The sequence below is a fragment of the Streptomyces sp. PL-25 genome (assembly GCF_058344915.1).
The window spans coordinates 3,827,885-3,842,738 of sequence record NZ_CP136997.1 but is presented as its reverse complement, the minus strand read 5'-3'; the positions used below and the strand labels follow the sequence as shown (position 1 = coordinate 3,842,738).

The following is a 14,854-nucleotide window of genomic DNA, read 5'->3' as shown; positions in this document are numbered from 1 at the left end:
CCCCGCGCGCGGGCTCCCTCCCGCGCACCCTCCCATCCGCACCCTCAGAACAGACCGTCCTGAACGCCCCTCGCCCTCCCCTGCTCAGCGTCCCGCACCGGCACCGTGAGCCGGTCGCCCCCGCCCGTGCCACCCTCCGCCGGGCCCAGCGGCCAGCCGGTCATCAGCCGTGTGTCGAGGACGACGGCCCCGCTGCCGTGGGCCAGATGCAGATCCGGTCCGGCGGCGGCGACCAGCGCACCGCTCACCGCACCGCCCGCGACCAGTTCGCTCACCTCCGCGACGGCCTCAGGAACCCTCCCGTCGGCCCTTCCTCCAACCCTCCCGTCAACCCTTCCTTCAACCCTCCCGTCGAGCCCGTACACGCCGACGTGGTCCACCGGCCGGAACGGCTTCCGCTCCAGCGACTCGGGCCAGTCGGCCAGCGCACCCGCCCGTTCGTGCAGCGCGCTGATCTCGGCGGCCCGCGCCGCCGGGTCCGGGTCCAGCGCGGAGCGCACGGCGCGCTTCGCGGCGTAGGGGATCCGGTCGGGGACCCCCAGCGCGGCGCGCAGCAGTTCCTCGGTCCGGCGCGCCGCCATCAGCGGTCCGGCGCCGAGCCAGCTGAAGCAGATCGCACCCTGTTCGAGCAGCCGCACCGGTCCCCGCTCGACCGCGGTGATCCCGACCTTGGTCAGGCCGGGCCCGAACCACGCCAGATACACGTGGTACGGCCGGGGGTCGTCCGCGACCGTGTCGGCGGCCACGGAGTGGGCCCGGTCCAGCCGCGCGCACTCCTCGCACCGCGCCCCCGTGCTCCGCCCCGGCACGGCGGCTCGCAGCGGGCACGCGTGCCCCCGCGCCCCCACGCAGGTCCGCACTCCCCCCTCGGCGACCTCGAAGGCCACCCGCTTCCCCCACGGCAGCGCGCTCGTGCGGCCGCCCTGCCACGCCAGCACGGGACCGTCGGCCGCCCACCGCAGCCCCGCACACCTCCACACCTGGTCCATCACCCACGAGCGTACGAGCCACCACTGACAACGGCGGTGCCGCGCGACCGTCCCAGCCGCCGGCCCTGGCGCCTCACCGCCTGCCGCCGAACTCCCACCGGTGCACCTCGACCCCGTCGTACGGCTCGTCGCCCAGTACGGCGCGCGCCGCGGCCGCGTCCCGCGCCCGGACCAGCGCCGCCGTGCCCAGCCACGCGGTGCCGTCGTCCGACAGCAGCGGCCCGTACGCGATCAGGTCGTCGCGTACGTCCGGCACGGCGGGCCCGGACGCCGCCCTGCCCCGAGCCGCGCCGGAGCCGGAGCCGACGCCGGGGCGAGGGCCGGGTCCGAGGCCGATCACCAGGTACCGCCGGCCGTCGACGGCCCCGCCCGGGAAGTCCCACATGGTGCGCCCCAGCAGATTGCGCCACCGCCGCAGCAGCACGTCCCGGTACGCCCCGGCCTGGTAGTTGGGCTCGTCGAAGGCGAACGCGCGGGCGGCGGCGGGGCCGGGCAGGTCGAGGATGTGCACACTGCCGAGGAGGGTGTCCTCCTCGTCGAAGACCGGCCCGCGGGCGATCATCCGGTCCGCGTACCCGTCCATGTAGGACCAGTGCGCCTCGACCAGTTCCTCGCGCAGCGCGAGGGATCCCGGCCGGTCCCGGTGGTAGCAGAAGTACTCCATGCCCGCGCTCACTCCTGGTGCTGTGCCGTCTGGGACACAAGAGATACCAAGAGACACCCGAGTTACGGGGGGAGCCGGGGGCGTGCATCCGCTTCCTCTTCCTCAGTCGGGCTCCAGGAACTCGGCCAGCCGGGCGGTGTCTTCGAGGTAGCGCTCGTAGGGGAAGCCGGCCGCGACGAGTGCGGCGCGGAGTTCGTCGTGCAGCGGCTTTCCGGCGCCGTGGAACGCCTTTCGTCCGGCCTCGGTGAGGCGGACCAGGCGGCGGCGCGCGTGTTCGGGGTCGACGGTGATGCGCACCAGGCCGTCCGCTTCGAGCGGCCGCAGCGCGCGGCTGATCGCCGGGTCGGACACCGACAGCGCCTGGGCCAGCCCGTGCTGCGTCGTCGGCTCGATGTCCTCCAGCGTGCCCAGGAGCCTGATCTGGCTGTAGGTGAGCCCGCCGGGGCCGCCGTCCGTGCGCCGCCGGGCCGCCTCGCCCAGCAGCAGGACCACGCGGTGCAGCAGATCTCCGAGTCCGTCATCCACGGCATCACCCTACCTGAGTGTTGACGCGTTAATGTTAACTAGGTAAGACTGAAGCCATGGACGACAACTTCTCCTACCTGGCCCGCTCCGCCTTCCCCCTGGTCTGGATCCTGGTACCGGCCGCCGGCGCCTTCCTGCGCGCCCGCCGCGCCCGCTCCCGCGAGGAGGCGCTGGAGATCTGGCAGCGCTGGTGGGCCATCGGCGCCTTCGGCATCGGGAGCCTGTGGATGACGGTCGCGTTCCTCGCCGCCCCGGACACCATGGCCGAGGCGATCGGCTTCGGCCGGACGCCCTTCATGGTCGAGATCGCCTTCGCCAACCTCGGCCTGGCCGTCATGGGCTTCCGGGCCGCCTCGGCCTCCGCCCGCGAGCGCATCACCATCGGGCTCGGCGGCGGGATGTTCCTCTGGGGCGCCCTGGCCGGCCACCTCTACCAGTGGTTCGCCAACGGCGACCACGCCCCCGGCAACACCGGCGGAGTCCTCGTCAACGACCTCCTGATCCCGGCCGTCATGATCGCCCTGGCGGTCCGCTCCCGACGCCTGGCCCCTTCTCCCCGGCCGACCGCGCACGTACCCGCCTGACGTCCCGCTCCGGGGACTAGATCCAGTCCGCCCAGCCGAACGTGAACTTGTACGCGGCGCGCACCGCATCCCGCCCCCGGCCACCCACCAGAAGCGCCACGCCCAGAGCGACGGCGAACAGCCCGGCAAAAACCCCCGCGACGGTCGCCCCCGCCCCGGGCGACCAGACCGCCCCCACGAACACGGTCGCGATGATCACGATCACCAAGCCCATGTGCGCGACGGGCATCTCCACACGGAACAGGGTGCGCACCGCAGCACGCGACGCCCGCATGTCCGCGTCATAGCGCTCCCGCGCCGCGTCCGGATCGGCGTATTCCCCCTCCGGCCACTCCTGCTGCACTGCACCCTCCCAAGCCGCCCGCGTCACGTCCCCCGGACGCCAGTCTCTCTCCGCTGCCGCACTCGCCGGAATCGGCCGAAGGCCCCGGATCCCTCCGGGGCGTCTCGCCTATCTGCACTCAGCGGGGTTTGACCCCATGTCAAGTCTCCGAAGTCGCGGGTCGCGGCCTGCATGACGTGGGTCGCGTAGTCGTGACGGCCGTCTCCCGTGCGGTCCTCGCCGCCGCCGGCATCACCCCGGCCACCGTGCTGCTGGACTCCAAGCCGTACATGGAACGGCGCTCGTACGCGACCGCCCGCAAGCTGTGGCCCGGCGTCGAGATCCTCTGCGCGTCGGAGCCGTTGGAACTCGACGACTACGTGAAGTCCATCGGTGACGAGAAGCTCGTCCTGGACATGCTCGATGGTGATCTCCAGCGGGTGATCGAGTACCCGAGGCGCGGATTCGCCGTCGAACAGGAGGTCCCGGCCGACGTGTGTGGAGCGTACGAATCCCTCATCCGCGACGGCTTCACCAGCCGCCTCATCGCTTCCTGAGCTGCCGTCCCGGAGGTACCGCCGCATGAACGCGAGCATCCGCCACCAACACCAGAGGCCCCGGATATCTCCGGGGCCTCTGGTCCTATGTGCACTCGGCAGGATTCGAACCTGCAACCTTCTGATCCGTAGTCAGATGCTCTATCCGTTAAGCTACGAGTGCTTGTTCTGTTTTGTGTCTTGGCTTCCGGTCCTTGCGGCCCGTTCGCGGCGACAGGAAGAACATTACATGACTGCCGCCGCCATGTGAAATCCATTCCCCCCACCCCTTGTGACCTGCGGAAACGTGGTGCGGCGGGGGAGGGCGAGGGGACGGGAACGACGAAGCCCCGGTCCGATGGACCGGGGCTTCGTGATCTTGCGCGGAGGCGGAGGGATTTGAACCCTCGATGGGCTTTAAGGCCCAAACCGCATTAGCAGTGCGGCGCCATAGACCGGACTAGGCGACGCCTCCAGCACAACCGCCCACGCGAGCGCGTGATCGGTGCGTGCAGATGATGACACAGACGAGCGGGGTGTCACCAATCGCCTCCCACGGTACTAGGCAGGCGGGCCCCAGGGCAAAGCCCTTCCGGTGGGGTAGGTCGAGCGGGTCGGGCGCAACGTCTCGGGGCGCGGCGCGTTAGTCCGGGCATGGTCCAGGTCGGTTCTTCCTCAACGTCGTCGTCCGCCTCCCGCACGGCTCCGGCTCCCGCCGCTTCCGCGCGCCGGTTCCTCCTCGGGGCCGCCGCGTCCATGGCGGTGCTGTCCGCCATGTCCGCCGGGCCCGCCTCGGCGGCCCCCGGTGTCCCGGATGCCCCCGGTGTCTCCTCCGTCTCCCCCGGCTCGGTCGGCGCGCCTCCGCCGGTCCGGCCCGAGGACCGGGGCGGTGACCACCTCACCGTGACGGTGCGGCACGCCGGCGCGGGCAAGGACGGGACGTACGAGCTGTACTGCCACCCGGGCGGCGGCAGCCACCCGGACGTGCGGCGCGCCTGCCGGGTGCTGGACGGGCGGACGCGCTGGGGCCGGGACACCTTCGCGCCGGTCCAGGAGGGCAGCGTCTGCACGCTCCAGTACGGCGGTCCGGCCACCGCGCACATCACGGGGACCTGGGCGGGACGCCCGGTGGACGCGCGCTACGACCGCCGCGACGGGTGCGCCATCAGCCGCTGGGACGGGCTCGTGCCGGTGCTGCCCGGCCTCGGGAGGTAGGGCGCGGAAGACCGGGGCGGGCGGGCGGAGCACGGCGCGCGGCGGAACCCCGCGGTGACCGGTTCACGGAACCGTACGGTCACAGGTTCGACGTCACTTCCCCGTGCGACCTCCCTCTCATCCGGCGTCGCGCGCGCAACCTCAGCGCTTAGACTCGCTCGCGTGACACTCCGCGGGCCGGTTGGCAAGATGGCCCCCGCGGTGGGCAAGGAGCGGTGACAGGGAGGAAGCGTTCGTGAGCAGCAGGCCATCCCGAGGCGCTGCTCGCCTCGCTGCCATACTCGACGCGCTGCCCGACGCGCTGTTGCTGGTCAACGCCAACGGCACCGTCGTCAACGCCAACACCATCGCCCTGGAGACCTTCGAGACGCCGGGCACCGCCCTGGTGGGGCGCGGGCTGCTCGATCTGCTGCCGCAGTTCGACTCCAAGCTCATCCCCGGCTCGATGCGCCGCCCCGACCACATCGACCCGCGCGCGCGGACCAAGCCGACCCGGATGACCGCGCGGCGCACCGACGGGACCGAGTTCCCGGTCGAGGTCACGAGCGCGAATCTGCCGAACGGCCAGCACGCCTACGACGGCTCCGGCTACACCGGCGACGAACTGCTGATGCTGGTCGTCCGCGACCTGGCCGGCACCGTCGACACCGAGGCCGAACTGGCCCGTTCGCAGCGGCAGACCGAGATGATCCTGCGGGCCGCTGCCGAGGGCGTCGTCGGCACCGACACCGACGGGCGCATCGTGCTCGTCAACCCGGCCGCCGCCCAGATCCTCGGCTACCGCGCCGGTGAACTCGGCGGCCGCGAACTGCACACCCTCGTCCTGCACTCCCGCGCCGACGGCTCGCCGTTCCCGTACGAGGAGTCCCCGCTCGCCGACACCCTGCGCTCCGGGCGCAAGCACCGGGTACGCGGCCAGGTGCTGTGGTCCAAGGCGGGCGACAAGGTGCCCGTCGATCTGACCACTTCGCCCGTGCGCGACGGCGACCAGCTCGTCGGCGCCGTGATGACGTTCACCGACCGGCGCCCCTACGACGCTCTCGTCGAGGCGCAGGCCGCCGCCGAGGAGCGGTACGCGCAGGAGCGGGAGCAGCTCACCGAGGAGCACGCCGCCGCACTGGACGCGCTGCGCCGCCGCCATGCCGCCGAGATCGAGGAGCTGATCGAACGGCAGGCGGAGGAACTGGCCGCGGGCGAGGACCGGTACGCCGCCCTGGGCGAGCGCGAGAAGGACCGCTACGAGGCACTCGCCGCCCGCCACGAGCAGTTGCTGACCCTGCTGGGCGACTCCCTGCGCGGCCCCCTGGACGAGCTGCGCCGCGAACTGGCGGCCCTCGCCGCCGACGACGCCGGCCAGCTGTGGCCCGAGGCCAACCAGGTCCTGCACCACCTCTCCGCCGGCTACTCGCGGATCACCACCCTCATCGACAACGTCCTCGGCTACCAGCGCCTCGACATCGGCAGCGAGGAGATCACCCGCACCAAGGTGATGCTCGACGCCGTCGTCGCGGCGGGAGTCGACGGGGCCGTGGAACTCGTCGGGCCCGGCCGGGTGCAGTTCGCCGTGCACGCGCCGCCCATCGAGGCCGAGGTCGACCCGGGCCGCCTGGCCACCGCCCTCGCGCACCTCGTCGCGGACGTCGCGGGCGTGGACGCCACCGGCAACGCGCCCGTGTCGGCGGCCGGTTACATGGACAACACCGTGGTGGTCGCGGCGGCGCAGCGCGGCTCGGTGGTGCGCATCGAGGTGCGCGGGCCGTACGCCGGCGGCGACCCGGTGCACGAGCCGATCGTGCGCGGGATCGTCCGGGCGCACGGCGGTGTGCTCCAGACCCACCAGGTGCCGGGGATGAGCGGCAGCGCGTACGTCCTCGAAGTGCCCATCGGCGGCGGGGCGGGTGCCGTCGCGGCGGGTCTGCCCGGTGCCCTCGGCCCGGCGGCTCCGCACACGGCCGCCCTGGGCCCGGCCGCACCCGGACCGGACCAACCGGCCGTGGACGCAGACGCGGGCGCGGGCGCGGGCGCGGGCGCGGAGGCGGTTCCGGGGGGCGCGGCGGGTGCCGCCGTGGTCGCCCTGCCCGCGCAGGCTTCGGGCTCCGCCACGGCGCCCGGCGGCGGACGGCGCCGGGCCAGGCGGTCCTCGACGGACGCGTTCCTGGACGGTGACGGTGAGCCGGACGGCAGCCCGGCGCCCGGCGACGTACCCGGTGCCGCGTCGGTTCCGACCGGGCGGCGCAGGCGGCGTGCGGCCGAGGCGCCCGCCACCGCCCCCGCCCCCATCCCCGCCCCCGCAGCATCCGCATCCGCATCCGCTCCGGACGCCTCCTCCGGCTTTTCCGGCCCGGCCGGGCCGTCCGGCACGGACGGTTCCGGCGGCACGGGGCGGCGGCGCGGCCGGCCCGCCGAGGACCCCGATGTGAGCGAGGGCGCCGTGCTGACGGCGGCCGAGCACGCCGCGGGTACGGCGGCGACGGGCACCGGCCTCGGCGGTACGGTGCCGCCGCGGGGCGTGCCCGCACCCGCCCCCGCCGGGCCCACCGGACGCCGGGCCCGGCCCCGGACCGGCGAACAGCACGCGCTCCCCCCGGCCCTGCCCGCCGCCCCGGACGGCACCGCCGACGAGGCGCCCGGCGCGGCGGCTGACGCGGGCGCCGTCCCCGCTGCCCTCCAGCCCGGTGCCGGTGACCCCGCCGCGCAGCCGACCGGGCGCCGTCGGCGTGCCCTGGCGGCGGCGAACGAGCGTGCCGCCGCGCAGGAATCGGCTCCCCGTACGGTCTTCGCGCTGCCGCCCGCCGACGCGGACCGGCCCGCCGACGAGGACGAGGCCGGGGCCGAGGGCGAGGGCGAGAACGGCGTCCGTATCGGAGCTCCCGGAATGCCCGGTGCCGAGGCCGGTGGTCCGCCGGTTCCGCCACCGCCGTCGCACCGGCCCGCCGTGCCGCACGTGCCGCAGCAGGCCCAGGTACAAGCCCAGCAGCCCTCCGCAGTGCGGGGCACGGCGGCGGCTTCCGGCGCCGACGAGGGCCGGCACGACGCCGTGGGCCACGACCAGGCCGAAGATCACACCCCGCCGCAGCCCCATCCCACGAGCGCGCCCACCGGTCGCCGTCGGCGGGCGATGGCCCAGCCCCCCGAGGGCACGATCGCACCTGCCACGCCTGCCACCCCTGCCCCACCCGCGTCCGCTCCCGCGCCGGGCGCGCCGGTGCAGGCCGGTCCGGTGCCCCCGCCGGTGCCCGGACAGCCGTACGCCGCGCCGGGAACCCAGCCCGTCGGACAGCCGATCCCCGGACAGCCGATCCCCGGTCGGCCGGGCCCTGGACGGCCGGTCCCCGGCCACCCGAACACCGGCCCGCAGAGCGCCGGACCGCAGGCCCCAGGCGTTCAGGCACCGAGCGCCCAGGCGCCAGGTGCTCAGGCCCCGGGCCCGCAGGTCCCCAGGCAGCCGCTGCCCGCACCTCACCCGCTGCCCGCCCAGGGCACGGGTCCCGCCCCGGCCGGACAGCCCACCCCTGCCGGGGGTAGTACCCCCGCGGGCACCCCGGTTCCGCCGCAGCCGTGGCCCGGCGGCGCCGACGACACCTCGGGCGCCGGCATCCCCGTACCGCCGCCGAACGGCGCCACCGGCCCCGTACCGGCACCGCCCGGCCGTCCCCCGGTCCCGGGCGCGCCGCCCTCCGTGCCGTCCGCCCCCGTCCCGGGCGCCGGTACGCCGCCCCACGGCACGCCCGGCCACGCCACCACACCGGCCACCGGCACCCCTCTGCCGCCCGAGCAGCCCGTCGGCCGTCCTCAGGGCCAGGGCCGGCCGGGCGCCAGGCCGCCGAGGGCCGCCCAGCCGCTGCCCGCCGAGGCCGCCGCCCCGGTGGACCCCGACTCGACGCAGGGGCGTTCGATCAGCGTGCGCACGCTCGGGCAGGGCGTGCCCTTCAGCCGTCAGGCCGCTCAGGTGCAGCAGCCGTCCGCCACCCCGCCCCCGCACGCACCGGGCGGTTCCGGGCGCCGCCGCAAGCTGGGCACCCCGCCCGACCCGGCCGCCGCGCGCACCGAGCAGCAGCGCCCGGAGCAGGGGGGCCGCCCGCACCCGTCGGCGCCCGAACGGCCCGCCGCGCAGCCCGCTCCCGGCCGCCCGCCCGCGGCGCCCCCCGCCCCGGCAGCCCCTCCGGGGCCCGTCTCCCCGGGAGCCCCCGGCACATCGGGCGCACCGGCCCCGTCGCCGCTGCCCGGCCCCGGTCAGCCGCGGCGCGCGCCGGGCACCGAGGGCGCCGGACGCTCGTACGCCATAGGCGCCCCGGACGAGAACGCCGCCGAAGGACCCGAACCGCTGGACGGGCCCGGCGGCGCCGTGGAGGTCGCGGACCCGCCGCGCCCGCAGCCGATGGACGACGAGCTGCCGCCGGAGCCGCTGGACAACCCGCGCAGGCTGCTGGTCTGGCCGGCGCCGGACGTCACCACGCAGCAGGCGCTCAGCGACCGCGGCTACCGGCCCGTCATCGTGCACTCGCGCGAGGAGGTCGACGCGCAGATCGCGGCGTTCCCCGCCGCGCTGTTCGTCGACCCGCTGACCGGGCCGATCACCCGGACCGCGTTGCAGTCGCTGCGCCAGGCCGCGGTCGCCGCGCAGGTGCCGGTGCTGGTCACGGCCGGACTCGGGCAGGCGACCCGGGAGGCGGCGTACGGTGCCGACCCGGCCGTCCTGCTGAAGGCGCTCGCGCCGCGCGACAGCGAGCAGCACCCGCCGCGTGTCCTGCTGATCGAGGAGCACACGGAGATCGCGCTGGCGCTGACCGCGACGCTGGAACGGCGCGGGATGCGCGTGGCGCGGGCAGAGAGCGACGCCGACGCGGTGGCGCTCGCGGGGCAGTTCCGGCCGAACCTGGTGGTGATGGACCTGATGCAGGTGCACCGCCGCCGGGCCGGGATCCTCGACTGGCTGCGCGCCAACGGGCAGCTCAACCGCACCCCGCTGGTGGTCTACACGGCCGCCGTCGACCAGGCGGAGCTGCCGCGGCTGGCGTCCGGCGAGACGGTGCTGTTCCTCGCGGAGCGGTCGACCAGCACCGAGGTGCAGACCAGGATCGTGGACCTGCTGGCCCGCATCGGGACCAACTGACGTACGCCCCCGTACATCCCCGTACGCCCCCGTGCCCCGTACTCCTCCGGGCCGGGGCACGCCCTTGTCACGGCCCCGGGTGTGTCAGGGCCGTACCACCCGCAGGGCCGCCTCGCGGATCGATGACCGCAGGCGGTCGCGGGCCGCGTCGTCGTCACCCACCAGGATCCGTCGTATCTGCGGCACCACCGAGGCCCAGCCCGCCAGGGAGACCAGCAGGAACATGAGGTCCTCGGGCGGGAAGGCGTCGGTGATCACGCCCCGCTCCTGGCCGTCCCGGAGCGCGGTGACCTTGGCGGCGTAGTGCGCGTGGCGGGCCGGTTCGTCGGGGAGCTCGCCGGTGCCGTACTCGACGCCCTCCCAGAAGAGCAGGCGCAGCAGCTCGGGGTGGGTGGCGTGGTAGTCCAGGAGGCGGTCCATCCAGCCGTCGATGTCGTCCGGATCGATGGGGACGGCGGCGGCGAGGTCGACCATGGACCTGCCGAGGACATGGGTGAACAGCTCCGCCTTGTTGCCGAAGTAGGCGTAGATGAGCTGCTTGTTGGCCTTGGCCTGAGCGGCGATCCGGTCGATACGGGCGCCCGCGATGCCGTGCTGGGCGAACTCGGCCACCGCCGCGTCGAAGATCCGCGCCTTGGTGGCCTCGGGGTCTCTTGCTGCCATGAGGGCAGCGTACCCCGTTAGCAACCAACTGTTTGGTTGACAGAAGATCCGGAACGGGCGCAGACTGTTCCACGCGCCAACCAACCAGTTGGTTATGGACAGCCGGTTGGTCATGCATGGACCGGCTCCACGCTTCAGCTCCACGCTCCAGTTCCACCCCGCGCCCACCCGCCCGTACCGGAGGCCCACGCACCATGCCGTCGTCACCGTCGTCCCCAGCCCCTGCCGCGTCCAGGACCGCGGTCCTCACGGCCACCACCACCGCAGTCAGCACCGCAGTCACCACAGCCTCGGCTCCGGCTCCGGCCGCCCGGCGGAGCCTCGGCCCCAACGCCTTCCTGGCGCTGATCGCCGTGTGCACCGCGGTCACCGCGGGCAACATCTACCTCGCGGCGCCGCTGCTCCCCCTCATCGCCCACGACTTCGGCTCGGCGCCCTCGGCGGTGGCCTGGATCGCCTCGGTGGCCCAGTTCGGCTACGCGGCGGGTCTGCTCTTCTTCGCCCCGCTCGGCGACCGGGTCAACCGGCGCCCGCTGGTGGCCGCGCTGTCCGTGGCGACGACGGCCGCCCTGCTCATCGCCGCCGTCGCGCCCGGCACCGGCGCGCTCGCCGCGGCCGTCTTCGTCGCCTCCGCCGCGACCGTCGTCCCGCAGCTGCTCGTCCCGCTGGTCGTCGAACGCGCCCCCGCCGACCGCCGCGCCCGGCACGTGGCCGTCGTGATCGCGGGCCTGTTCACCGGCATCGTCGCCGCACGGGTCGTCGGCTCGCTGGCCGGACAGGCGTTCGGCTGGCGCTGGGTGTTCGTCGGCGCGTCCCTGCTGACCGTGGTCCTCGGCCTGGCGACTGCTCTCGCCCTGCCGTCGGAGGGCCGCCGCGGCACCGGCCCGCTGCTGTCCGGCATCACCTCGCTGCCCGGTCTGGCCCGCCGCTCGCCCGACCTGTGGCGGGCGTGCCTGCGGCAGGCGGGCATGTTCGGCGCCTGGAGCGCGCTGTGGACCTCGCTCGCGCTGCTGCTCACCGGCCCGGCGTACGGCCTGTCGATCGCGACCGCCGGACTCTTCGGGCTCTTCGGGCTGGCGGCGAGCGCGGTGGCGCCGCTCGCCGGCGGGCTGGTCGACCGCTTCGGCGCCGCCAAGGTCGTACGGTCGGCCTACATCCTGGCCGCCGTCTCCGTGCCGCTGTTCTGGCTGGGCGGGCACACGGTGGTGGCGCTGTTCGTGGCCGCGATCGCGATCCACGCGGCCCTGGTCGCCTCCCACGTCGCCAACCAGACCCTGGCGCTGACCACCACCTCCGCCCCGGCGACCGCCAACACCGCCTACGTCGTCTCGGGCTTCGCCGGCGCCGCGCTGGCCTCCTCCGTGGCGGCGCCCGCCTTCGCCCACTGGGGCTGGACCGGGGTCTGCGCGGTGGCCGCGCTGTGGCTGGTGGTGGGCTGGGTGAGCACGTCGGTACGGCGGTGAGGGCGGGAGACACGGGGGACGCGGGACACGCGGGACACGCGGGAGGGACGCGGCGCGTCCAGGGCCGCGTTCGGGCCCGCGTCCAGGCCCGCGTTCGGGACCCGCGGGGTCGCGTCCACGCCCGGTGCCGGGCGGGAAGCCGGAAGGCGGCCCGCCCGGCACCGCTGCCTGTCCTCGGTCTGTCGCCCCCCGGAGCCGAAGCCTCCCGAAGGACGTTTCAGAGGCTGGTGACGTCCAGCTCGCCCGCCGCGTACCGCCTGCGCAGCACCTTCTTGTCGAACTTCCCCACGCTGGTCTTCGGCACCGCGGTGACGATCGTCCAGCGCTCCGGGAGCTGCCACTTGGCGATCTTCCCCTCCTCGGCGAGGAAGGCGCGCAGCGACTCGAAGTCGGCCGTGGAACCCTCCTTGAGGACGACCGTGGCCAGCGGGCGCTCGCCCCACTTGTCGTCGGGGACGGCGACGACGGCCGCCTCGGCGACGTCCGGGTGGGACATCAGGGCGTTCTCCAGGTCGACGGAGGAGATCCACTCGCCGCCGGACTTGATGACGTCCTTGGCGCGGTCGGTGAGGGTGAGGAAGCCGTCCGGGGAGATGGTGCCGACGTCACCGGTCTTCAGCCAGCCGTCCTCGCTGAACTTGTCGGCGGGGCGCAGCGGTTCGGCGTCCGGGCCGTTGTAGTAGGCGCCCGCGATCCACGGGCCGCGCACCTCCAGCTCGCCCGCCGACTCGCCGTCCCAGGGGAGGCGTTCGCCGCCGGGACCGGTCAGGCGGCCCTCGACACCGGCCGGGAAGCGGCCCTGGGTGAGACGGTAGGCGAACTCCTCGTCCGGGCCGGAGGCGTACGCCGGCGGGTGGGCCACCGTGCCCAGCGGGGAGGTCTCCGTCATGCCCCAGGCGTGGCAGACCCGCATGCCGAGCCGGTCGAACGCCCGCATGAGGGCGGGCGGGCAGGCGGAGCCGCCGATGGTGACCTGGGTGAGGGAGGAGACGTCGCGGGGGCGGGCGGTGAGTTCACCGAGCAGGCCCTGCCAGATGGTGGGGACGGCGGCGGCGTGCGTGGGACGCTCACGCTCGATCATCTCGGCGAGCGGGGCGGGCTGGAGGAAACGGTCCGGCATCAGCATGTTGACGCCGGTCATGAAGGTGGCGTGCGGCAGCCCCCAGGCGTTGACATGGAACTGCGGGACCACGACCAGCGAGGTGTCGCGGTCGGTCAGGCCCATCGACTGCGCCATGTTGACCTGCATGGAGTGCAGGTAGATCGAACGGTGGCTGTAGACGACGCCCTTGGGGTCGCCCGTGGTGCCGGAGGTGTAGCACAGGGCGGCGGCGCGGCGTTCGTCCAGCTCCGGCCAGTCGTAGGTGGCCGGCTTGTCCGCGATCAGCTCCTCGTACTCGTGCACCCGGGCGGGGCAGCCGTCGAGCGGGGCGCGGTCGCCGGGGCCCGAGACGACGACGTGTTCGACCGTCTTCAGCCGCGGCAGCAGCGGGGCGAGCAGCGGGATCAGGGAGCCGTTGACGATGATCACCCGGTCGGCCGCGTGGTTGACGATCCAGGTCAGCTGCTCGGCGGGCAGGCGCAGGTTGAGCGTGTGCAGCACGGCGCCCATGGAGGGGACGGCGAGATACGCCTCGACGTGCTCGGCGTTGTTCCACATGAGGGTCGCGACACGATCGTCCTCGCGGACGCCGAGGTCGTCGCGCAGGGCGTTCGCCAGGCACACCGCGCGGGTGCCCGCCTCGGCGAAGCTGCGCCGCTGCGGTTCGGCCTCCCCGGTCCAGGTGGTGATCTGGGACCGGCCGTGCACGCGCGTCCCGTGGAGCAGGATGCGGGTGACGGTCAGCGGTACGTCCTGCATGGTGCTCAGCACGGCGTCCTCCCGGGGCGGCATTGCCTACGCGGCAGTAGGGTGTGCGCTGATTCTGCGCACATACCACGCGGTATGTCACTAGCTCCGGGTGATCGATCAACCGAGGGGCCGGACGGCCCGCCGGACGCTCCGCCGGACGCCGAAACGGTCGGTCAGCGCACGCGCCCCAGCTCGGGGTCCTCGCGGAGCTTGCCGAGCGCGCGCGAGACCGCCGACTTCACGGTGCCCACGGAGACGCCGAGCACCTCGGCCGTCTGCACCTCGGAGAGGTCCTCGTAATACCTGAGGACGACCATCGCCCGCTGCCGGGTGGGCAGCTTGGTGATCGCCCGCCACATGGCGTCGCGCAGCGCCTGCTGCTCGGCGGGGTCGGCCGCGCCGGGCAGCGGATCCGGCTCGGGCAGTTCGTCGCAGGCGAACTCGTCGACCCGGCGCTTGCGCCACTGCGACGTACGGGTGTTCAGCAGCGCGCGGCGGACATAGCCGTCGAGCGCCCGGTGGTCCTCGATCCGCTCCCAGGCGACATACGTCTTGGTCAGCGCGGTCTGGAGCAGGTCCTCCGCGTCGCACGGGTTGGCGGTCAGCGACCGGGCGGTGCGCAGCAGCACCGACTGGCGGGCCCGCACGTACGAGGCGAACGACGGATACGCCAGGCTCGGCACGGCCGGTACGGCGGCGGTCGACGCGCTGGTGCATACGGGTGTGGTCATGTCCTCCACGCTAGGAGCGGCCCCCCGGTCGGCGGATCGCCCGCAGGTCCCGAAGCGGGGTCCGCCTCAGGTTGTAGGGGTGGGGTTGACCGCACCTCCTGTAGGTGGACGGGGAGGGGGACCGGGGTGCGGGTTCACCCTTGGGTGACGCGGCTGAGCGACGCACCTGGCGCCAGGGCAGGGACGGGTTCCCGGTA

11 protein-coding genes, 2 tRNA genes and 1 pseudogene are annotated in these 14,854 nt (G+C 74.5%); 5 read left to right on the top strand and 9 right to left on the bottom strand.

Features of this window, described 5'->3' with window-relative positions; translation table 11 throughout:
- Positions 1–44: 44 nt before the first annotated feature.
- The 3 genes from R4Z62_RS17235 to R4Z62_RS17225 form a co-directional block, all read right to left on the bottom strand.
- Positions 45–989 (bottom strand): DUF2797 domain-containing protein, encoded by a 945-nt coding sequence (locus R4Z62_RS17235; protein WP_064533982.1) that lies wholly within the window; start codon positions 987–989, stop codon positions 45–47.
- Positions 990–1,062: 73 nt separating this feature from the next.
- On the bottom strand, positions 1,063–1,653 hold the full coding sequence (locus tag R4Z62_RS17230) for a YciI family protein (protein ID WP_491520244.1): 591 nt from the start codon (positions 1,651–1,653) through the stop codon (positions 1,063–1,065).
- Between the two features lie 102 nt (positions 1,654–1,755).
- A complete protein-coding gene (locus R4Z62_RS17225; protein ID WP_355477790.1) occupies positions 1,756–2,178 on the bottom strand; it encodes a MarR family winged helix-turn-helix transcriptional regulator in 423 nt (140 codons plus the stop codon).
- A 56-nt stretch (positions 2,179–2,234) separates the two neighbouring features.
- On the opposite strand from R4Z62_RS17225, the gene R4Z62_RS17220 reads away from it, so the two are divergent.
- Complete coding sequence (locus tag R4Z62_RS17220) at positions 2,235–2,762, top strand: DUF6790 family protein (RefSeq protein WP_064533985.1); 528 nt, start codon at positions 2,235–2,237, stop codon at positions 2,760–2,762.
- Between the two features lie 16 nt (positions 2,763–2,778).
- Here the strand turns inward: R4Z62_RS17220 and R4Z62_RS17215 are convergent, their stop codons facing one another.
- Positions 2,779–3,105, bottom strand: coding sequence for a hypothetical protein (locus tag R4Z62_RS17215; RefSeq protein WP_237305379.1), 327 nt, complete (start codon positions 3,103–3,105; stop codon positions 2,779–2,781).
- Positions 3,106–3,305: 200 nt separating this feature from the next.
- Here R4Z62_RS17215 and R4Z62_RS17210 point away from each other — a divergent pair.
- Positions 3,306–3,641 (top strand): annotated as a pseudogene (locus R4Z62_RS17210) (YdcF family protein); the annotation flags it as partial.
- 90 nt (positions 3,642–3,731) lie between these two features.
- On the opposite strand, the gene R4Z62_RS17205 reads toward R4Z62_RS17210, so the two are convergent.
- A tRNA-Arg gene (locus R4Z62_RS17205) sits at positions 3,732–3,804 on the bottom strand.
- 200 nt (positions 3,805–4,004) lie between these two features.
- Positions 4,005–4,095: transfer RNA gene (locus R4Z62_RS17200), tRNA-Ser, on the bottom strand.
- Between the two features lie 281 nt (positions 4,096–4,376).
- On the opposite strand from R4Z62_RS17200, the gene R4Z62_RS17195 reads away from it, so the two are divergent.
- On the top strand, positions 4,377–4,835 hold the full coding sequence (locus tag R4Z62_RS17195; protein WP_491520243.1) for an SSI family serine proteinase inhibitor: 459 nt from the start codon (positions 4,377–4,379) through the stop codon (positions 4,833–4,835).
- Between the two features lie 235 nt (positions 4,836–5,070).
- Positions 5,071–9,948, top strand: coding sequence for a hybrid sensor histidine kinase/response regulator (locus tag R4Z62_RS17190; protein WP_491520242.1), 4,878 nt, complete (start codon positions 5,071–5,073; stop codon positions 9,946–9,948).
- An 84-nt stretch (positions 9,949–10,032) separates the two neighbouring features.
- Here R4Z62_RS17190 and R4Z62_RS17185 read toward each other — a convergent pair whose 3' ends face one another.
- Positions 10,033–10,611 carry a TetR/AcrR family transcriptional regulator gene (locus tag R4Z62_RS17185; protein ID WP_064533991.1) on the bottom strand — a complete coding sequence of 193 codons (579 nt, stop codon included), beginning with the start codon at positions 10,609–10,611 and terminating at the stop codon, positions 10,033–10,035.
- A 194-nt stretch (positions 10,612–10,805) separates the two neighbouring features.
- On the opposite strand from R4Z62_RS17185, the gene R4Z62_RS17180 reads away from it, so the two are divergent.
- Positions 10,806–12,074: an MFS transporter gene (locus R4Z62_RS17180; protein WP_491520241.1), complete on the top strand. Its 1,269-nt coding sequence runs from the start codon at positions 10,806–10,808 to the stop codon at positions 12,072–12,074.
- 217 nt (positions 12,075–12,291) lie between these two features.
- On the opposite strand, the gene R4Z62_RS17175 is transcribed toward R4Z62_RS17180, so the two are convergent.
- Positions 12,292–13,968 carry a long-chain fatty acid--CoA ligase gene (locus tag R4Z62_RS17175; protein ID WP_491520240.1) on the bottom strand — a complete coding sequence of 559 codons (1,677 nt, stop codon included), beginning with the start codon at positions 13,966–13,968 and terminating at the stop codon, positions 12,292–12,294.
- Positions 13,969–14,099: 131 nt separating this feature from the next.
- Positions 14,100–14,657 carry a SigE family RNA polymerase sigma factor gene (locus R4Z62_RS17170; RefSeq protein WP_018566302.1) on the bottom strand — a complete coding sequence of 186 codons (558 nt, stop codon included), beginning with the start codon at positions 14,655–14,657 and terminating at the stop codon, positions 14,100–14,102.
- Positions 14,658–14,854: the final 197 nt, after the last annotated feature.